Source organism: Actinoplanes sp. DH11, from assembly GCF_020873875.1.
GTDB lineage: Bacteria > Actinomycetota > Actinomycetes > Mycobacteriales > Micromonosporaceae > Actinoplanes.
In genome coordinates this window covers 194326-212854 of the sequence record NZ_JAHWGU010000001.1, presented here as the reverse complement: position 1 = coordinate 212854, position 18529 = coordinate 194326, and the positions used below count along the sequence as shown (strand labels likewise).

General features: G+C 69.6%; 18 protein-coding genes. 5 read left to right on the top strand and 13 right to left on the bottom strand.

Going from position 1 to position 18529, the window contains the following annotated elements:
• Positions 1-58: 58 nt before the first annotated feature.
• Positions 59-679: a malonic semialdehyde reductase gene (locus LPA41_RS01060; RefSeq protein ID WP_229067597.1), complete on the top strand. Its 621-nt coding sequence runs from the start codon at positions 59-61 to the stop codon at positions 677-679.
• A gap of 56 nt (positions 680-735) precedes the next feature.
• Here the strand turns inward: LPA41_RS01060 and LPA41_RS01055 are convergent, their stop codons facing one another.
• The 8 genes from LPA41_RS01055 to LPA41_RS01020 all read right to left on the bottom strand — a co-directional run bounded on the left by LPA41_RS01055 (position 736) and on the right by LPA41_RS01020 (position 9509).
• Positions 736-1572 (bottom strand): phosphoribosylaminoimidazolesuccinocarboxamide synthase, encoded by an 837-nt coding sequence (locus tag LPA41_RS01055; protein WP_229067596.1) that lies wholly within the window; start codon positions 1570-1572, stop codon positions 736-738.
• 126 nt (positions 1573-1698) lie between these two features.
• Positions 1699-3033, bottom strand: a complete 1335-nt coding sequence (locus LPA41_RS01050) for a YDG/SRA domain-containing protein (RefSeq protein ID WP_229067594.1) — start codon at positions 3031-3033, stop codon at positions 1699-1701.
• Between the two features lie 176 nt (positions 3034-3209).
• On the bottom strand, positions 3210-4451 hold the full coding sequence (locus LPA41_RS01045; RefSeq protein ID WP_229067592.1) for an MFS transporter: 1242 nt from the start codon (positions 4449-4451) through the stop codon (positions 3210-3212).
• A 152-nt stretch (positions 4452-4603) separates the two neighbouring features.
• A complete protein-coding gene (locus tag LPA41_RS01040; protein WP_229067590.1) occupies positions 4604-5806 on the bottom strand; it encodes a PQQ-binding-like beta-propeller repeat protein in 1203 nt (400 codons plus the stop codon).
• Positions 5807-5927: 121 nt separating this feature from the next.
• Positions 5928-6548, bottom strand: coding sequence for a DUF305 domain-containing protein (locus LPA41_RS01035; RefSeq protein WP_229067586.1), 621 nt, complete (start codon positions 6546-6548; stop codon positions 5928-5930).
• Positions 6545-7405 (bottom strand): lytic polysaccharide monooxygenase, encoded by an 861-nt coding sequence (locus LPA41_RS01030; RefSeq protein ID WP_229067584.1) that lies wholly within the window; start codon positions 7403-7405, stop codon positions 6545-6547. Before LPA41_RS01030 ends, LPA41_RS01035 begins: the two co-directional genes overlap by 4 nt.
• 90 nt (positions 7406-7495) lie before the next feature.
• Positions 7496-8812, bottom strand: a complete 1317-nt coding sequence (locus tag LPA41_RS01025) for a HAMP domain-containing sensor histidine kinase (protein ID WP_229067581.1) — start codon at positions 8810-8812, stop codon at positions 7496-7498.
• Positions 8813-8822: 10 nt separating this feature from the next.
• Complete coding sequence (locus LPA41_RS01020) at positions 8823-9509, bottom strand: response regulator transcription factor (RefSeq protein WP_229067580.1); 687 nt, start codon at positions 9507-9509, stop codon at positions 8823-8825.
• Between the two features lie 28 nt (positions 9510-9537).
• Here LPA41_RS01020 and LPA41_RS01015 point away from each other — a divergent pair, with 28 nt between their 5' ends.
• The 3 genes from LPA41_RS01015 (at position 9538) to LPA41_RS01005 (ending at position 12314) form a co-directional block, all read left to right on the top strand.
• The gene (locus tag LPA41_RS01015) at positions 9538-10221 is read left to right on the top strand and encodes a DNA mismatch repair protein MutL (protein WP_229067579.1); all 684 of its coding nucleotides are present in this window, start codon (positions 9538-9540) and stop codon (positions 10219-10221) included.
• Between the two features lie 248 nt (positions 10222-10469).
• A complete protein-coding gene (locus LPA41_RS01010; RefSeq protein WP_229068080.1) occupies positions 10470-11081 on the top strand; it encodes a biotin transporter BioY in 612 nt (203 codons plus the stop codon).
• A 117-nt stretch (positions 11082-11198) separates the two neighbouring features.
• Positions 11199-12314 (top strand): Vms1/Ankzf1 family peptidyl-tRNA hydrolase, encoded by a 1116-nt coding sequence (locus LPA41_RS01005; protein WP_229067578.1) that lies wholly within the window; start codon positions 11199-11201, stop codon positions 12312-12314.
• A 144-nt stretch (positions 12315-12458) separates the two neighbouring features.
• On the opposite strand, the gene LPA41_RS01000 is transcribed toward LPA41_RS01005, so the two are convergent.
• Complete coding sequence (locus LPA41_RS01000) at positions 12459-12830, bottom strand: hypothetical protein (RefSeq protein ID WP_229067577.1); 372 nt, start codon at positions 12828-12830, stop codon at positions 12459-12461.
• Between the two features lie 262 nt (positions 12831-13092).
• Here LPA41_RS01000 and LPA41_RS00995 point away from each other — a divergent pair, with 262 nt between their 5' ends.
• Positions 13093-13449 (top strand): helix-turn-helix transcriptional regulator, encoded by a 357-nt coding sequence (locus LPA41_RS00995; protein ID WP_229067576.1) that lies wholly within the window; start codon positions 13093-13095, stop codon positions 13447-13449.
• Here LPA41_RS00995 and LPA41_RS00990 read toward each other — a convergent pair.
• The 4 genes from LPA41_RS00990 to LPA41_RS00975 form a co-directional block, all read right to left on the bottom strand.
• Positions 13424-14614: a calcium-binding protein gene (locus tag LPA41_RS00990; protein WP_229067575.1), complete on the bottom strand. Its 1191-nt coding sequence runs from the start codon at positions 14612-14614 to the stop codon at positions 13424-13426. The genes LPA41_RS00995 and LPA41_RS00990 overlap by 26 nt on opposite strands.
• Before the next feature lie 196 nt (positions 14615-14810).
• Positions 14811-15635: a sugar phosphate isomerase/epimerase gene (locus LPA41_RS00985; protein ID WP_229067573.1), complete on the bottom strand. Its 825-nt coding sequence runs from the start codon at positions 15633-15635 to the stop codon at positions 14811-14813.
• The gene (locus tag LPA41_RS00980) at positions 15632-16771 is read right to left on the bottom strand and encodes a dihydrodipicolinate synthase family protein (RefSeq protein WP_229067571.1); all 1140 of its coding nucleotides are present in this window, start codon (positions 16769-16771) and stop codon (positions 15632-15634) included. The genes LPA41_RS00985 and LPA41_RS00980 overlap by 4 nt, the downstream gene beginning before the upstream one ends.
• A complete protein-coding gene (locus LPA41_RS00975) occupies positions 16771-17919 on the bottom strand; it encodes a Gfo/Idh/MocA family protein (protein ID WP_229067569.1) in 1149 nt (382 codons plus the stop codon). Before LPA41_RS00975 ends, LPA41_RS00980 begins: the two co-directional genes overlap by 1 nt.
• Positions 17920-18529: the final 610 nt, after the last annotated feature.

The window sequence follows — 18529 nt, the reverse complement described above, 5'->3', positions numbered from 1 at the left end:
GATCATCTTCACCCGTTGATCACTGGCTTTCGGTGGGACCGCTACTACTTTTTCAGTGGTGGACACCCTTTCCGAAGCCGGCCTGAGCCGCCCCCAGCTGGACGCCGACGCTCGAGCCCTGCTCTTCACCAGCGCGCGCACCGCCACCTCGTTCGCGGCCACCCCGGTCACCGACGCGGAACTCCTGGAGATCTGGAACCTGGCGAAGTGGCCGCCGACCGCGTCGAACACCCAGCCGCTGCGGGTGCTCTTCGTCCGCACCGCGGAAGGCAAGGACCGCCTCATCCCGCACCTCGCCGAAGGCAACCGGCCCAAGTCGCTGAGCGCCCCCGTCGTCGCGGTGCTGGCCCTCGACACGGCCTTCCACGAGCACGTACCGCACGTGTTCCCGCGCAACCCCGGGCTCAAGGACGTGTACGAGGCGGACGAAAACCTGCGGATCACCAACGGTACGTTCAGCGCCGCCCTGCAGATCGGCTACTTCGTGCTGGCAGCCCGCGCGGTCGGCCTCGTCGCCGGCCCGATGACCGGTTTCGACAAGGACGGCGTGGACGCCGAATTCTTCCCGGCCGGGCGGCTCAAGTCCCTCGCCCTGGTGAACCTCGGCCACCCCGGCGAGAACGCGTGGCGCGACCGGCTGCCGCGGCTGTCGCCGGAGACCACCGTGCAGTGGGCCTGAGAGACCCCCACCGAACCGGCCCGGCGGGTTGGTTTCACGCCGGGCCGTTCCTGCCACTACCTCCAGGTGTCGCCGGTAAGGCGCTCGTAGACCTCGACATACCGGTTCCGCGTCGCCTCGACCACCTCGTCCGGAATCTCCGGCCCCGGAGCCGTCCGATCCCAATCGGTCAGCTGGCTGGACCAGTCCCGCAGGAACTGCTTGTCCAGGTAACGCGGCACTCTCCCCGGCCGCCACTCGTCAGCACCCCAGAACCGCGACGAGTCAGGCGTCAGGACCTCGTCGCCCAGCTTCAGCGTCCCACCCGCATGACCGACCTCGATCTTCGTGTCGGCGATGATGATCCCCTTGGTGGCCGCGATCTCCGACCCCCGCCGGTACACCTCCAGCGTGACCCGGCGCAGCTCCTCGGCAAGCTCCTTACCGACCCGCTCCACGGTCTGCTCGAACGTCAGGGGCTCGTCGTGCCCCCCACCGACCGGCTCCTTCGTGCTGGGCGTGAAAATCGGCTCCGGCAACTGCGAAGCCTCCTCCAGCCCCGGCGGCAGCGCGTTCCCGGACACCGCCCCGTCACGCTGATAATCCTTGAGCCCCGACCCGGCCAGGTACCCCCGAGCGATGCACTCCACCATGACCATCTCAAGCCGCTCGCACCGGATGGCCCGCCCCCGCCACTGGTCCGGCACATCGGTCGCCGAGATGACATGGTTGGGGATGACATCGGCGAGCTGGTCGAACCACCACAGGGACAGCTGGGTGAGGATCTTCCCCTTGTCCGGGATCGGCGTCGGCAGAACCACGTCATAGATCGAGATCCGATCCGAGGTGACCAGCAACAGGTCATCCCCGTCGGCATAGACGTCCCGGACCTTGCCGGAGTGCAGGAGCTCCACGTGCGCATCCCTAGGTCGTGGCGGTTACGGTGCAGATCCAACGCTATCGAGTACACCCGAGTGGCCTGACAGCAACCACCTTCACCAGGGCGTCCGCGGCTCCAGGAGCGGCCGGCCGATGCTCGCCTAAGCCTTCGGGAAGAGGTTGCGGTGGTATGCCAAGTTTTCTACACCGACCTCATGGCCGTTGACTCTGCGCAAGAACCCGCTGTTTGGATAATCTGACACGATGCTGAAGTCCTCTTCGATAACGATCTCTCCGTTATCGAAGAGCACATGGCAGTTAGGGCACAGGCACAGCAAATTGTCTGCGGTGTCGTTCCCGTTATGCGGTTGGCCCACCGGTTTGATGTGAGCACCTTCGGCATACCCTCGGCCGGCGACCGCAAGTCGGATGCCACAGGTTTGACAGACGTGGTTGTGGAGGTCCTTCACCGCTTGCGATAGAGCCCGGATGCGGGTAACCCGGTCGACCGTCGACGTCTTGCGACCCGGCTGCTCATTGCCCGCCGGCAGGAGAAGAACGTTGTCACGTCGCTGGGCTTCAACACTTCGGCCTGCAACCTTCACCAGGCGGTAGAGGCACACCTGAAATTTACTAAGCCCGCGTCGCTGCCAGAATTTCTCGACCTGGAAGAGTCCGTCGTAGCGATAGCCCGAACTCGGCGCATGCTTGTCGTTCTTGCGCGGGCCACGGATTACCCGGACCGGCACCTGATTCACATGGCTGGTGACCAGCGCAGCGTTTCCGGTGTCATCGATGCTCTGATCCGCGATCTGCTTGCCGGTGCTGCTATCCCGGCCGCCGTGGCCGGTATAGATTATTACGTCGCCGTAGTCTTCATCGTCCTCGTATCCACCGGACACAACGACCGACTCGGCACCTCTCTCCCGGTTGCCGACGATCCCCCATTGGCGATTGATGTGAACTCTGCGTTCCACCAGGGCTGCGCGGTTCTCGAACATCGTCCCTTCGGGGACTCCGGGCACCTCGCCGAAGCCGGCGAAGATTCCGAAATACTCCCGGATGAGACGTCCCTGCGACTTCGGCAGCCCGTCTACCGCGATCTCAGCGAACCTTTCCAGGGCACCTTCGCCGGCAAGTGTTCGGTAGGCGCCGTCGGAGAGACCCAACAGTGGATTGCGCTCATCGAGCCACTGGTCAGCTCGCACCCCCCGCTCGAGAGGGGACGAGGTTCTGAAGTGGAAATCCAGGAGCGGCGATCCCCTCAGACCCAAGACCCGGGCAGCGACGGTTTCGTCGTCGGCCCGGTCGCCCACTGCCGCGATGATCTCAGCGAGATGGCCGCGAGCATCGTGCCAGGGTGCGACTCGGGGCTCCCCTTTGGTCGCGCGCTGGGCCGCCCACAGCAGAGCTACCGGCTGATGCACGGACTTCGACCCTCTAGGCCGCTCTCGTCGCAGCTCTTCGAGAGCTACCTCTATTTCGTCGAAGTTCACGACCACACCCCTACGTCGAGCCGGACAACCGACAGTGATCAACGGGTCAAGATCCGTGATCTTAGGGCGTAGGACTGGCACGCATGATCCGCTGACGGATTGGGGCCCGCGTGGCCGTGAAACGGCGAAGCCGCCCGGTCGGGAGTGACCGGGCGGCTTCGCTTTCCTTCGGAAGATCAAGCAGGCTGCTGCGCAGGGACGCGCCCCACGACGAAGTTCCAGTTCAAGGAGCGGCCCTTCGCGCGGGCCAGGGCCATGCCTCCGGCGATCGCGGCGGCGGTGGTGATGGTGCCGGCCACCAGGAGGGCGCCTCGGGCGCCGAGGGTGTCGCACATCCAGCCGATGGCGGGGGCGCCGACGATGCCGGACAGGGAGGAGACGATGCCCACGGTGGCGAGGACGCGGCCGCGCATCTCCTCGGCGGTGTCGAGTTGGATGCGGGTGGAGACGACGGTGTCGAAGATGACGGCGCCGGCGGCGATGGGGAGGATCAGGGCGGCGAAGCCGAGGACGTTGGGGGCCAGGCCGGAGGCGAACTGGAGGGCGCTGATCAGGAAGCCGGTGCCGAGCAGGACGCGCAGCGTGGACTTGCCGCTGCCGGCGAGCAGGAGGCCGCCGGCTACCGCGCCCACGGCGAAGACCGTGGACAGCAGGCCGTAGGAGCTGGACGAGCCGCCGAGCGGGCCGGAGACCATCGCGGCCATCGACACCTGGTAGTTGCGGCCGAGGGAACCGAGCACGAAGGACAGTGCGAGGACGATCAGGACCACCGGCTGGCGCAGGACGTAGCGCAGGCCGGCGAGCACGCCACCGTCCGATGAGGACGTGCGGGCCAGGGGGCGCATCTCGGAGGTGCGCATCGCGAGCAGCGAGATGATCACGGCGAGGTAGGAGACCGCGTTGATCAGGAAGAGGGCGGTGGGTCCGGTGATGCCGATCAGGACGCCGCCGAGGGCCATGCCGCCGATGCGGCCGGCGGAGCTGAGGACCGAGCCGAGGGCCAGCGCCGAGGCGAGGGCGTCGCGGGCGACCAGGGAGGAGCCGAAGCGGCCGAGGACCGGGCCCTCGAAGGAGCTGATCACGCCGGACAGCAGCGCCACCCCGTAGATCATCCAGGTGCCCGGCAGCAGGGAGCCGGCGGGCAGCACCAGGGCGAGCGCCAGCAGGGCGCGGATCGCCTGGCAGGTGATCAGCATCGGTCGTGCCGGGATGCGGTCGGCGAGGGCGCCACCCCAGCTACCGAGCAGCAGCACGGGCAGGGACTGGAGCATCACGACCGCGCCCATGGCGGTGGCCGACCCGGTAACCGACAGGATCACCCAGTTGAGGGCCAGTACCTGCATCCATGTACCACCGACGGAGATCAGGTCAGCGGCAGCCCAGAGACGGTAGTTGCGCTCTCGCAGCGGCGCGAACATCGGAGCCAAGTCGGCGGCACCCCCGAATGAAAAGTGACACCGGCTCTCGGTGTCGACTTCCCCTTCGGCTCGGGCTCGCGTTCCGCTTCGCCCATCGAGGTCCGTGCTCCGGAACAGCAACCAGCATGGTTGCGCGCCTCATGATGTACGGGCTACCACTCCCCAAAAGCAACCGACGCCGTCCCGTCAGGCGCCTTGGCGGACGGTAGTCCCGGGTCGGACAGCAGGAGTGTCCCTTCGTCGACCCGCACCACGGCACCGTCCGCCACCACGACCTGTCCCGTGATCGAGGGCCCCACGGCGGTCCCGTCCGCAGCGCGCAGCACCGGCCCACCGGCGTGGACGAGTCCCCCGGCCCGGACCGGCTGCGCCGCGTCCCGCTTGAACCGGTGGGTCCAGATCCGCCGCCCGGTCCGGTCGTCGAGGGCTTCCAGGTCGCGACCGCCGGCCCGGTAGACCCGCCGCCCGTCCACCGCGATCATCGAGCTGGCTTTGCCGGCCGCGGTCCACACCACGGCACCGTCCGTCGCGTCGGCCGCGATCAGGTTCTTCCGTTCGTCGCTCACGTAGACGCGGTCACCGATCGCCGCTTCCGCGATCCAGTTCTCCAGGCGGCTCCATCTGACCTTCCCGGTGACGACGTCGACCGCCGAGGTGCCGCCGTCGCTCTGGCCGTACCCGTCGGTCTTGCGCATGATGACGGCGCCGCGCGCGGAGACGCCGCTGCTTGACCATCCGGGTTTGCGCCAGATCTCGCCGCCGTCGCCGGCCCGGTACGCCACCACGGCTTCCTCGTCCGACTGCGACCATCCGGAGACCACGACGACACCCCGGTCGACGACGACCGAGTAGTTCGGCATGTCGGGGTCCAGCCGCCACCGGACGGCCCCGGTGGCGACGTCGATGGCGGTGAGCCGCCCGTCGGGGTCGCTCTGCGAGTTGCAGTCGCCGTTGGCGGCGATCAGCAGCCCGTCGCTGACGGCCAGCACCGGCGTCTCGTTGTCCATCTTGTCGTCCCAGTTGAAACGCCAGCTCACGGCGCCGCCCTCGGCCTTGTGGGCGGCGATGCCGAGCTGGTCGGCGACGATGACGCGGCCGCCCGTGACCAGGGGCGCGGACCATCCGGAGCAGCTTTCGTAGCTGTGCCGCAGCCGCACCGACCACCGCGTGGTGAGCCGCTTCACGCTGCCCTCGTTGATCACCGTTTCGGCCGCGTTGTAGTAGCTGTCCCCGGGGCCATGCCCGGGGTGTTCCCAGCCCGGCGCGGGTGCGGCGGCGGAGACTGGTACAGCCGCGGCACCGGCGGCGAGGGTCACGGACAAAAGGATCACGGGGGTACGGGTCACAGCGCGCACGTGGGCTCCCTGGGAAGTTCCGACGTACGTAACGCTATGCCAGCGAATGACCATTTTGCCGGTAATGGAAACAGGGCGACCCACCGTTCCCCTGGTGGGCCGCCCTGCGGTCTGCGAGATGTCAGCCGTTGAGCAGCTTGAGCATCTGCTGCACCTGGTCGGCGCGGGACTGCTTGACCCGTTCCGCGTACTGCCGGGCCTGCTCGTTGCTCCCCTTGTCCAGCTCGAGCGCGGCGAATTCCACCGCGTTGTGCTGGTGCGCGAGGAAGAGGTTGAGGAAGGCGGTCTCGAAGTCGGCCTTCTTCACCTTCCGCAGCGCGGCGATCTCCTGCTCACCCGTGCTGGGCAGGCCGCCGTGGTCGGCGTGCAGGCTCTCCCGCTCGTCGAGCGTGGTCGGCTTGCCCCACTCGGTGAGCCAGTTCTTCATCATCGCGAGCTCGTCGGCCTGGGTCAGTTCGACGGCCTTGGCCATGTCGATGACGTCCTGCCGCTGGGCCCGTTCGACGGCGATGTCCACCATCTCCAAGCCCTGTTCGTGGTTGTCCGCCAGCATCTGGAGGAACATCACGTCGGTGTCGTTGAAGGTGGAGCCGGCGGTGATCTCGGCGACCGTCTTGACGTTCTGGGTCTGCGCCTGCGTCTGCTTGGCCGCGCCGGTCGTGGTCTCCGTGGTGGCCTCGGTGCCGCACGCGCCGAGCAGGAACGGCGCGGCGAGGGCGAGCGCTACGAACCGGCGCTTCACAGCGGCAGCCAGAGGGCGAGCGTGAAGACCGAGGGCTCCCAGCTGCGGATCGACGTGTGGCCCTGGCGGCACTTGTACGAGACGCCGTTGTAGGTCACCTCGTCGCCGGCCTTGTACGCCGTGCCCGGCGCCCACTCGGTGCCGTTCGCCGGCGCGGTCGTCGTGCCGGTCGGCGCCGCGGTCGCGGTACCGGTCGAGGTCGGCGCGGTGGTCGGGGCCTTGGTCGGCGCGGTCGTGCCGGGGGCCGTGGTGGGCGCGGTCGTCGGGGCCGTGGTCGGCGCCTTGGTCGGCGCGGTGGTCGGTGCGGTGGTGGGCGCCGTGGTGGGCTTGGTGCCGCCGCCACCGCCACCGATGTTCAGGTCCACGCAGCTGTAGAAGGCCATCGGGGTGTCACCGATGTTCCAGACGGCGAGCACCGTGTGCTTGCCGGAGAAGCCGCTGAGGTCGACCTTGTGCGAGACCGTGGCGTTCGGGATCGCGTTGTTGTCGTTGAACGAGGCGACCTGCTTGCCGTCGACCGAGTAGACCCAGGTCGCGGTCCGGTGCCGGGCGGTCAGCACCCAGTTGAAGGTCACCGAGTTGCCGACGCTGGTGGCCGGCCAGTTCTTGGACTCGTCGTTCAGCACCGAGAAGCCGGGGATCCCGCCGTTGCACTGCGTGGAACCCTTGGCGGCCTCGACGCTCTGCGGCTCGAACTGGATGGCACCACAGTCCGCGACCGTGCCGGCGGCGCAGAGGGCCTGGCGGCTGGGCGGCGAGGACACGTATCCGTGCGCCATGGCCGGTGACGCGACAGCCACGGTTGAAGCAGCGACCATCCCCAGGGTAGCCAGCGGGTAGGCGATCTTCCTGTGCATGTCAGCTCTCCGAACATGTCGTTCTGGCGGTTACGAGCCGAGACATTAGGGAGGGCTGCCATAACGGAGCCTTAAAGAGACCGAAAACCCTTATGAAACCGCGCGACGCCGGCGCCGCTGCTGAGGTTCGGGCTCTTCAGGGGCGGCGTGGAGGAGGAATCCGACGCGGGCGCCACCGAGCGGGCTACGGGCGATCACCAATTGCCCACGGACAGTTTCCGCCGCACGGCGGACGATGTCCAGGCCCAATCCGGTCGATCCGGCGCCACTGAATCCGCGTTTCACCGCCCGTTCCGGGTCGGGGATGCCGGGGCCGGCGTCGTCGACGAGCAGGCCGCTGCCGGACACGATCACCCGGAACGCGACGCCGTCCGGGGTGTGCGAGAAGACGTTGCCGAGCATCGCGTCGACCACCAGGATCACGTCGCTGCGCGACATCGGCACCATCACCGGCTCGTTGCCGCCGACCACCTCCCACGGCCGTTCCTGGTCCTCGGCCAGCACCGACCAGAACGCCAGCCGGTCGGCGAGCACCTCGACCAGGTCGCACCGCTCGGTGCCCCGCGCCTCGACGCCCAGCCGGGCCCCGGTAATGATCGCTTCGAGTTCCTCGTCGAGCAGGTCACAGGCCTGCCGCATGCGCTCCGCGATCGGGCCGGGCGGCATCGCCTCCACGTCGAGGCGCAGACCCGTCAGCGGCGTACGCAAGCGGTGTGAGAGATCCGCCGCAAGCTCGCGTTCCCGGTCCAGGAGCCGGCGCAGATCGTCGGCCATGGCGTTGAAGTCGCGGGCCGCGTCGCGCAGCTCGGGCGGCCCGGTCGGCGTGATCCGTTCGTTGAGTTCGCCGCCGCCCAGGCGGCGGGTGGCGGCCGCGAGCTGCCGGGTCGACTTGACCAGCTGACTGCCGAGCCGGTCGGCGAGCAGCACGGAACCCCCAACCAGCACGACCGCGAGCCCGCCCAGGGCGAGCCAGGCGAACCCGACGCCGCGCCGGGTCTCCTCCTCGGGCACGAAGACCTCGACCACCACGGTACGGCCGTCGGTCAGCACCGTGGGCTGCAGATAAGCGATGCCGCCGGGCGCCTCGGCGGTGGCCGACCGGCGCTCGCCCACGGCCCGCCGCACGGTGTCGCCGTTCAGGTGCGTGATCCCGATCGGTTCGAGGCCGGGCAGGTGGACGGCGAGCCGGCCGGCGCTGCCCGCCGCGGTGCTGGCGACCGCGTTTGTCAGTTCCACCGGGTCACTGTTGACGCCGAGAACCGTCACCATCGCGGTGGCCTGCTGGCGCGCGTCCGAGATCGCCCGGTCGTACGCGATCTGCCGCGTCGCGACGGCCAGCGGCACCAGGAACGCCAGCGCCACCATCGACGTGATGGCCAGCGCGAGCCGGTTGAGGGCCCACCTCACTGTGCCCTCCTCACTGGGGATCGACCATCATGACGCCGACTCCTCGGACGGTGTGCAGGAAGCGTGGCTTCGCGGCGGTCTCGCCCAGTTTGCGGCGCAGCCACGAGATGTGGACGTCAATGGTCTGCTCCTCGCCGATCCGGGCCTGCTGCCAGACCTGGTTCATCAGCTCGCGCCGGCTGATCACCTGGCCGACGCGTTCGGCGAGGTACGCGAGGACGTCGAATTCGCGCCGGGTCAGCTGCAACGGCTCACCGCGCAGCTCGACCCGCCGCTGCCTGGGCTTGATCACCAGTTCGCCGACCGTGATGTCGCTCGGCTGCTGTTGCTCGGCGGTCCGTGACCGGCGCAGCACCGCCGAGATCCGCGCCAGGATGTGCCCGCCGGAGAACGGCTTGGTCACGTAGTCGTCGGCGCCGGCCGACAGCAGTGCGATGATGTCCGCCTCGGACCGCCGCGCGGTGGCGACGATCACCGGGACGTCGGAGACCGTACGCATCATCCGCAGCGCGTCGGTGCCGTCGATGTCCGGCAGCCCCAGGTCCAGGATGACCAGGTCAGGGCGCTCCTGAGTGACGATCCGCAGTGCCTGGGCAGCCTGGCCGACCGGGCGTACGACGTGCCCGGCATCGGTCAGCGCACGGGTCAGCGCGGCCGTGATGATGCGGTCGTCCTCGACCAACAGGATCATCGCCATGGCGCACACAATAGGGGCAGGTGAGAGGATGCGACTCGTGCGATCTACCAGGTGGCTGCCGATAGCCGGGTGGTGTGTGGCCACCGCGTCGAGCATCGTGCTGTCCTCGTTCGCGCTGTCGCCCGTGCTCAACACGGCCAGGGCCGACGTGGGAGCGCTACCGGATCTGGGCCGGGTGCCCGCCGCCGAGGTGGCGGCCGGCACCACGAATCCGACGCCCCCGCCGGCCGCGCCCGGTCCCGCCGAGCCGGGGCCAGCCGAGACGGAGCCCGCCGAGTCCGGGACGGCCACCGCGTCGGAGGCGGCCACCGCGGCACCGAGCCGGACCAGCCGCAGACCCGCGTCGAGACCGGCCACCGCACCGGGCACCACGGAACCGGCCGAACCGGGCACGACCGCGCCCAGCCGGGCGGCGACGTCCAAGCCGGCGACCACCACCGAGGACGGGTGGACCGTCACCACCGGTGGTGACGGCGTGAAGACGTATGTGAAGACCTTCACCACCGAGGGCGGCCGCGCCGTCATCAAGATGACCAGTCAGGGCACGGTCGCGCTTGTCACGGCCACGCCCGCGGACGGCTTCGCGGTGCAGAAGCAGGGCTCGTCGGTGAACCTCGCGGTCTACTTCAACGAGACGAACCACAGCTTCATCATTCACGCGCAGTGGTGGAACGGCGCGCCGTTCGTCGAGGTCAGCGAGGTCGGCGGCTGACAGCGGCGCCGTCCGTTGCGGACAGTGGAGCAGCGTTCGCCGAGATTGTGGGTGTAAAGCCCCGATTCGGGGTACAGAAAGGTGCAGACGCCGAGCGTCTGATTCCGGTGAGTCGCCGGGGGTGTCCGACGACGCCCCCGGCGCTCCATGGATCACCACAACATCACGTTTGGCCGCGGGATCTGCCGCCGGATGCTGCTCGCGCCTAAGGTGCCAACAAGATCTGGATCGTGCGAGAGGGGCCCCGCGTGGCGTACGGCGTGGTGGTACCGGGACGGCCCACCGGGGTGCTGGCCGACGTCTGGGGTCGCTCCGTGATCCGCGACGTGTTGCTCCTGGCCGGGGCCGCGAGCACGGTCGGCCTGGCCGCGCAGATCGTCATCCCGGTGCCCGGCTCGCCGGTCCCGATCACCGGTCAGACCTTCGCCGTGGTGCTCGCCGGCGCGGCGCTCGGTGCCACCCGCGGCGCCCTGAGCATGCTGATCTACGCGGTCGCCGGTGTCCTCGGCGTCCCCTGGTTCGCCGGCGGCACGTCCGGCTGGCCCGCCACGACCGGCGGTTACCTGGTCGGTTTCGTGCTCGCCGCGGCGCTGGCCGGGCAGCTCGCCGCCCTCGGCGCGGACCGCCGCCCGGTGCACACGGTCGGCCTGATGGCGGCCGGGAACGCGCTGATCTACCTGGTCGCGGTGCCCTGGCTCGCCGTCGCGACCGGCATGGGCCTCACCGCGGCGGTGGGTGCCGGGCTTGTCCCGTACATCATCGGCGACGTGCTGAAGACCCTCCTGGCCGCAGCTCTGCTCCCCGGCGCCTGGGCCCTGGTCGGCAGGCGCGCCGGCGCCGCACCTGACCGCCGCTTCTGAGGGGAACCGCCGCCGCCGGTCACCCTGAGGCCAGAATTGCACCGGGATGCCCCGGTTTCATCGCCACCATCGGGGTACGCCTAGGTTCCTGACCGATCAAAGCGAGGCGAGGAACTCATGCGACTCTCCATGCTGCGTGCCCTGTACGACCGTCCCGGCCCGTGGGCTTCCGTCTATTTCGACGCGTCGCACCACACCGAGGACGCGGCCAAGATCACCGAGCTGCGGTGGCGGGCCGCCCGTGAGTCCCTGACCGGCGAGGGCTGCGACCCCGAAACCCTTACCGCGCTGGAACAGGCCGTCGGTGAGCTGCCGGCCCGGCCCGGTCCGCACGGGGTGGCGTTCTTCGCGACCGACGGCGAGGTGGTCCTGCGCCGTGACCTCGACGCGCCACCCCGCACCGAGATCGCCACCTACGGACCCCTGCCGCACGTCATGCCGCTCGTCGCGCAGCTCGGCGAGGAGATCCCTTATCTGCGGGTCGTGGTCGACCACACCGGCGGCGCGATCGACGAGGTGGGGCTCGGCAACCTGGTGCGGCGGCACGAGATCGAGGGCACCGAGGACTACCCGGTGCACAAGGTGCCGGTCGGTGGCTGGTCGGCGCTGAAGGCGGAACACAACTACGACCTGACCTGGCGGCGCAACGCGGGTGACGTGGCCGAGGCGGTCACCGAACTGGCCGACCGCACCGACCCGCAGTTCATCGTGGTGGCCGGCGACCCGAAATCCCGGCCGATGCTCGTGGCGCAGCTGCCCGAGCGGTGGCGCTCCCGCGTGATCGAGACAGACGCGGGTTCCCGGGGCGCCGGTGCCGACCCGTCCGCCCTGGAGGACGTGACCGTGCAGGCGGTCGCCGAGCAGGCCGTCGCACACCAGCAGAGCATTCTCGACAGGTTCCGCACCCAGCTCGGCCAGGACGGCGCCGCCGGCAACGGCCTGCACGCGGTGGTCACCGCCCTCCAGCGCGGCCAGGTCGACACCGTTCTGATGATCGACGACCCGTCCTCCACCGAGCGGCTGTGGATCGGCCCGGAACCGTACCTGCTGGCCGACGACCCGGCATTCCTGCGCGACTCCGGCGTGAGCGACCCGCAGCAGGTCCGTGCCGACGCCGCCATCGTGCGGGCGCTGGCCGGAACCGACGCCGCGATCGTCCTGGTCGACCCGGACGAGACCGGCCTGGACGGCGGGGTCGCGGCCCTGCTGCGGTACGCGGACGCCCGTCGCTGAGCCCGATCCGGGGCCGCGCGCGGACACCGCCGTTCAATCACCCGGCGGCCGCGCGGACGCCCGTCGCTGAGTTGCCCACAGGCTGTGCACACAGCCTGTGGATAACTCGAACAATTGTGCGAATAGCCTGGTCGGTCCCCTGACTCAGATGTCCAGGTTCCCCTCGATCCGCTTCAGCTGGTGCCGGGCCAGCGCCAGGTTGGCCCGGTCCTTGTGCAGCGCCAGATAGAGGAAGAGCCCCTGACCGGACCGTCCGGTCAGGGGGCGGATCAGGTGGTACTGCGAGTCGAGCGTCACCAGGATGTCCTCGACGCTCTCGCGCAGGCCGAGCATCTCCATCGTGCGCAGCTTCGCCCGGATCACCTCGGTGTTCGCGGCCGCCGCCACGCTCAGGTCGAAGTCCTTGCCGCCCCCGGCGACGCCCAGCGCCATCCCGCTGCCACGGTCGACGAGTGCGGCACCGATGGCACCGTCGACCTGCATCGCGTCCTTGAGGGCTACGTCCATGTCCGGCATCTCGGATCCTCCCGCGTCCTGTGGTCGGACCGAGCCTGCGCCACACCACGAGAAGGCGGTCGCACATGATGTCCGATTCACCAGGTGCGGCGGGTGAAATCGTTCGTGGTGAAGACGGAGCCAGTTGAAGATTTCTGCAACTCCGAAAAAGCGAAACTGCCGTAACCGCCTCCGACCGACTCCGTTGTGCCGTGGTGGAGCCATCGGCCCGGCGCCTGTTCTCGTCCGGCGCAGGTGCGAGGCGTCAGCGGAGGGACCCGTCGTGTCAGTGCCGCTCTACCAGGCGAAGGCCGAGATGTTCCGCACCCTCGGCCACCCGGTCCGGATCCGGGTGCTCGAACTGCTCCAGGACGGCCCCCGCCCGGTCCGCGACCTGCTCGCCGAGATCGACGTCGAGGCGTCGAACCTGTCGCAGCAGCTGGCCGTGCTCCGCCGCGCCGGGATCGTGACCTCGTTCCGGGACGGCGCCCTGGTGATGTACGCGCTGAGCACCCCGGACGTCGCCGACCTGCTCGCGGCAGGCCGGCGCATCCTCGGCGCGGTGCTGACCGACCGTGACGGGCTCCTGGTCGAGCTCCGCGCGGCCACTCCGGCTATGCGACGACCAACTCGCAGTTGACCGAGGTGTCCGGCCGGCCCAGGTGGCAGTCGTCCCGGCCGGCCCCGCCGTCGAGACGGTCCGCCACGCCGTCGTTGCGGTCGGCGTCCAGGTAGTCGTCACCGGCGTCACCGGCGACCACGTCCGCCCCCGTACCGCCGAAAAGGGTGTCGTTGCCGCCGCCGCCGCGGATCGTGTCGTTGCCCGGCCCGCCGTCGAAGGAGTCCGGACCGGGCCGGCCGTGGATCCGGTCGTTGCCGGCGCCGCCCCAGATCCGCTCGACGTCGGCCGCGATGGTGTCGCGCTCGCCCTTCGCGCCGTCGTCACCCGGCACGCCGTCCGCGTCGGCGGTGATGCCCTGCCGGTACGACACGTAGCTGACCACGTCGGATCCGGCACCACCGGAGTAGTGGTCCGGTTCCCGGGTGTCGTCGAAGGTCTGCGTGTAGATCAGGTCGTCACCGGCGTCGCCGTGCACCCGGTCGGTGCCGCCCTCGCCGTGCAGCAGATCGGCACCGGCGCCGCCCCGGAGCACGTCGTTGCCGTACCAGCCGTCCAGGTAGTCGTTGCCGGCACCGCCGTACAGGGTGTCGTTGCCGCCGTCGCCGAGAACCCGGTCGTGCCCGTGCTGCCCGTCGATGACGTCCCTGCCCTCGCCCCCGGAGATCGTGTCGTCGCCGTACCCGCCCAGTAGCCGGTCCGCCCCGGCGTCACCGAGCAGGAGGTCCTTGCCACCGCCGCCCTGCAGGGTGTCGTCGCCCAGCCAGCCGCTCAGGCTGTCGGCACGCGGGCCACCGGTGATCCGGTCGTTGCCGGTGCCGCCGTCCGCCCGCATCGCCAGGTCCGTCCGGTTGACGATGGAGTCGTTGCGGTCGCCGGCGTACACGCGCAGTTTGGTCGGGGCCTTGGCCGTGCGGCACCGTACCCGCGTCTTGTCGCCCTTGATCTTCTTGCAGCCCTTGCCCGCCTTGACCGCGACCCGGTCGTCGATCGTGACGGTGTTGCCGGACCGGGTAATGACGATCTTGTTCTGCTTGCCGCCAGCGGCGGTGAACTTGACGTGCGTCCCCGACACCACCGAGGCGACGCCGGTGGAGGCGGCCCGCGCGGGGGCGGCGAACGCGCCGAACGAGATCGTGGTGAGCAGGGCGACACCGGCACGGGTCAGCCAGACGGAACGAAGCACTGTGGACGCTCCTGAGGAGAACCGGCGGTGAGCACCGCACGGATCCAAGATCATAGAACCGCCCGAGCCGGTACGCTGCCCCGCTTCCTTACATCACGCTGCTCATTCACATCAGCTGCTCATTCACATCAGCTGCTCATTCACATCAGCTGCTCATTCACATCAGCTGCTCATCTACATCAGCTGCTCATCTACATCAGCTGCTCATGTGCATCACGTTGCGATATCCGGCGATCGTCGCGGCCAGGATCTCCGGGCCCGGCCGCTGCCAGAGCTCCTCGTTCATCACCTCGACCTCGATCGGCCCGGCATATCCGGCCCGCTCCACGGCGGCGTGGAAGGCGGCCATGTCGACGCAGCCGTCACCGGGCAGTCCCCGGCCGGTGAGCACCCCCGCCGGCAGCGGCGTGACCCAGTCGGCGAGCTGGTAGATCGCGATCCGCTCGCCGGCCCGCGCGATCTTGTCGAGCACGGTGTCGTCCCACCACAGGTGGTAGGTGTCGACCGTGACGCCGACCTGCCCGGCCGGGTGCTGCTCGGCGATCGCGAGAGCCTGGTCCCAGGTGCTGATCACGCAGCGGTCGGCGGCGTACATCGGGTGCAGCGGCTCGACCGCCAAGGTCACGCCGGCCGCGGCCGCGTGCGGGACCAGCCGGCCGATCGCGTCCGCCACGTGCTGCCGTGCGCCGGCGATGTCCTTCGAACCCGGCGGCAGCCCGCCGGAGACCAGGACCAGGACGGACGTGCCCAGGGCGGCCGCCTCGTCGATCGCCCGGCGGTTGTCGTCGAACCAGTCCGGCGCCTGGAAGAACCCGCTGCGGCAGAGCGTCGTGACGGCGATCCCGGCGTCGCGGACCAGGGCGGCGGAGCGTTCCAGGCCGTACTCGGCGACCGGCTCCCGCCACAGCGCCACCTTGTCGACCTCCGCTTCCACCAGCCCTTTCACCAGGTCGGGAAGGGGCCAGTGCTTCGCGGTGATCTGGTTGAAGGAGAACCGGTTCCCCTCTTGAAGCCGGGTCATCCCGCCACCACCTTGAAGAACGTGTTCGCCCGGGCCGCCGCCAGGTCCGGGTCGGGAAGCAGGCCGGCCGCGTCGGCCAGCTCGATCAGCCGGAACAGGTGTGGCACAGACCGGCCGGACTGCAGGCCGCCGACCATGCTGAAGTGGTCCTGGTGGCCGGCGAGCCAGGCGAGGAAGACGATGCCGGTCTTGTAGTAGAAGGTCGGCCGCTCGAAGATGTGGCGGGAGAGCGGCACGGTCGGTGCGAAGATCTCGTCGTACCGGGCGGTGTCCCCGGCGTCCAGCGCGGCCAGGGCAGCGGCAGCGGCCGGGGCGATCGCCGCGAAGATGCCGAGCAGCGCGTCCGAGTACCCCCGCTCGTCGCCCTTGATCAGCTCCGGGTAGTTGAAGTCGTCACCGGTGTAGAGCCGGACACCCGCCGGCAGGCGGCGCCGCAACTGGATCTCGTGGTTCGCGTCCAGCAGCGAGATCTTGATGCCGTCCACCTTGGCGGGATCGGACGCGATCAGCTCGAGAACCGTCTCGGTGGCCTTGTCCACATCGGGCGAGCCCCAGTAGCCGTCCAGCGCCGGATCGAACGCCGTCCCGAGCCAGTGCAGCACGACCGGCCTGCCCGACTCCGCCAGCAGCCCGCGATAGATGTCGAGGTAGTCGTCGGCGTCCCGCGCCGTCGCCGCCAGATGCCTGCTGCACATCAGCACCGGGACAGCGCTCGTTTCCGAGACGTCCGCCAGCTGCTCGGAGTAAGCGCCCCGCACCTGCTCCAGCGTCACCTGCCCGGCCGGCAACTGGTCCGTCGCCACCCCGGCCACGATCTTCCCGCCGACCGTGTCCGCCTCGGCCGCGCTCCGGCGGATGAGTTCCCTGGTCGCGGCGTAATCCAGGCCCATGCCGCGCTGCGCCGTGTCCATGGCCTCGGCCACCCCCAGCCCGTGCGACCACAGGTGGTGCCGGAACTTCAGGGTGGTCTCCCAGTCGAGGGCGGCCGGTGCCCCGGGCGCGTTCCCGCCCAGCGGGTCGGCCACGACGTGCGCGGCCGCGTACGCGATTCTGCTGGTCGCCGGGCTCGCCGGCTTCTCCCACGACGCGCGGCCGGAAAGGACGAGCCGGCGTCCGGGGAACTCGACGACGGCCATCAGGCGTCCCCGAGCACGACGCGATGGCCGTCGCGGGCCGACTCCAGACCGGCCTCGGCGAGCCGCACGCCGCGGGCGCCCGACGCGAAGTCCCAGTGGAACGGCTCGCCGTCCACCACGTGCCGCAGGAACGCCTCCCACTGCACCTTGAACCCGTTGTCGAACTCGTCGTTGTCCGGCACCTCGGTCCACTGATCACGGAACGACTCGGTGACCGGCAGGTCCGGGTTCCAGACCGGCTTCGGCGTCGTCGCCCGATGCTGGATCTTGCAACCGCGCAGCCCGGCGACGGCACTGCCCTCGGTACCGTCGACCTGGAACTCGACGAGTTCGTCCCGGTTCACCCGGACCGTCCAGGACGAGTTGAGCTGCGCGACGACCCCACCCGCCAACTCGAAGATCGCGTACGCGGCGTCGTCGGCGTCGGCCACGTACGTCTCGCCGCGCTCGTCCACCCGGCTCGTGATGTGCGTGGCGGTGGTGCAGCGCACCGCCCGGACCTCACCGAACAGCTCCTCGAGCACATAGTTCCAGTGCGGGAACATGTCCATCACGATGCCGCCGCCGTCAGCGAGCCGATAATTCCAGGACGGCCGTTGCGCGACCTGCCAGTCGCCTTCGAACACCCAGTACCCGAACTCGCCGCGCACCGACAGAATCCGCCCGAAGAACCCACCGTCGATGAGCCGCTTCAACTTGCGCAGACCGGGCAGGAACAGCTTGTCCTGCACCACGCCGTTACTGACCCCGGCAGCGGTGGCCAGCTCGGCAAGCTCCAGCGACGCCGCCGAACTCTCGGCGAGCGGCTTCTCCGTGTAGACGTGCTTGCCGGCCGCGATGGCCTGCCGGATCGCCTTCTCCCGCTGCGCCGTCACCTGAGCATCAAAGTAGATCTCCACATCCGGCCGCGCCAGCGCCGCATCCAGATCGGTGGCCCACTCGGTGAGCCCATGCCGCGCGGCGATCGCGGCCAGCTTGTCCGGGTCCCGGCCCACCAGAATCGGCTCAGGCCAGACGTGCCCGCCGCCGGCCAGCGGCACTCCGCCCTGGTCACGGATGGCGAGGAGAGACCGAACCAGATGTTGTCGATACCCCATCCGGCCGGTGACACCATTGACGACGATGCCGATCGATCTGCGCGCTGCCATGCGGTTTTCCTTCCGGGGACTTCAGGAAAGCGCTTTCCTGCTGTTCACAGCGTAGGCCGCCGACTCGCTGCGGACAAGCCCCATCCAAAGGCCGGAACCCGCTACGGAGGGACGGACATCGCGGCACCCCAGGCGCGGCACCCCAGAGCGCGGCATTCCGGCGGGGCACTCCGAACACGGCACCCCAGGCGCAGCCCAAGCGCGGCCCAAGCGCGGCCCAAGCGCGGCCCAAGCGCGGCACCTCAACGCGGCACCCGCAGCGAGACCCGCGCTCCCAACGCGGCACCGCAGCTCGAACCTCCGACGGCGCTCCCAGCACGCCACTCCCAGCGCGCTGCTCCCAGCGCGGCGCTCCCAATGCACCGCCCCCAGCACGGCGTCCCCAAAACGGGCCGACCCCCACACCGAGCAGCCGACTAACCCTGATCCGACCGCTCGCCTTCCTCCCCGGCGGCCCGCAGGGCACTCTCGTGCCCTCTTCCCGGCCCCGGTGACGCCGAACGCGCCGCCATGTCGAGATGTTGATCTGCTAGCGCTACGAAATCGCGGTGATCATGGGCTTGAAACCGCGATTTCGCATCGCTAGCAGATCAACATCGCCGCACGGGCC

Excerpts from the sequence above, each read along its gene's own strand:
- LPA41_RS01020 (WP_229067580.1), bottom strand. The coding sequence starts at position 9,509 with ATGGCGATGATCCTGTTGGTCGAGGACGACCGCATCATCACGGCCGCG.
- LPA41_RS01015 (WP_229067579.1), top strand. The coding sequence starts at position 9,538 with ATGCGACTCGTGCGATCTACCAGGTGGCTGCCGATAGCCGGGTGGTGT.
- LPA41_RS01030 (WP_229067584.1), bottom strand. The coding sequence starts at position 7,405 with ATGCACAGGAAGATCGCCTACCCGCTGGCTACCCTGGGGATGGTCGCT.
- LPA41_RS01045 (WP_229067592.1), bottom strand. The coding sequence starts at position 4,451 with ATGTTCGCGCCGCTGCGAGAGCGCAACTACCGTCTCTGGGCTGCCGCT.
- LPA41_RS01005 (WP_229067578.1), top strand. The coding sequence starts at position 11,199 with ATGCGACTCTCCATGCTGCGTGCCCTGTACGACCGTCCCGGCCCGTGG.
- LPA41_RS00985 (WP_229067573.1), bottom strand. The coding sequence starts at position 15,635 with ATGACCCGGCTTCAAGAGGGGAACCGGTTCTCCTTCAACCAGATCACC.
- LPA41_RS00975 (WP_229067569.1), bottom strand. The coding sequence starts at position 17,919 with ATGGCAGCGCGCAGATCGATCGGCATCGTCGTCAATGGTGTCACCGGC.
- LPA41_RS01000 (WP_229067577.1), bottom strand. The coding sequence starts at position 12,830 with ATGCCGGACATGGACGTAGCCCTCAAGGACGCGATGCAGGTCGACGGT.
- LPA41_RS00980 (WP_229067571.1), bottom strand. The coding sequence starts at position 16,771 with ATGGCCGTCGTCGAGTTCCCCGGACGCCGGCTCGTCCTTTCCGGCCGC.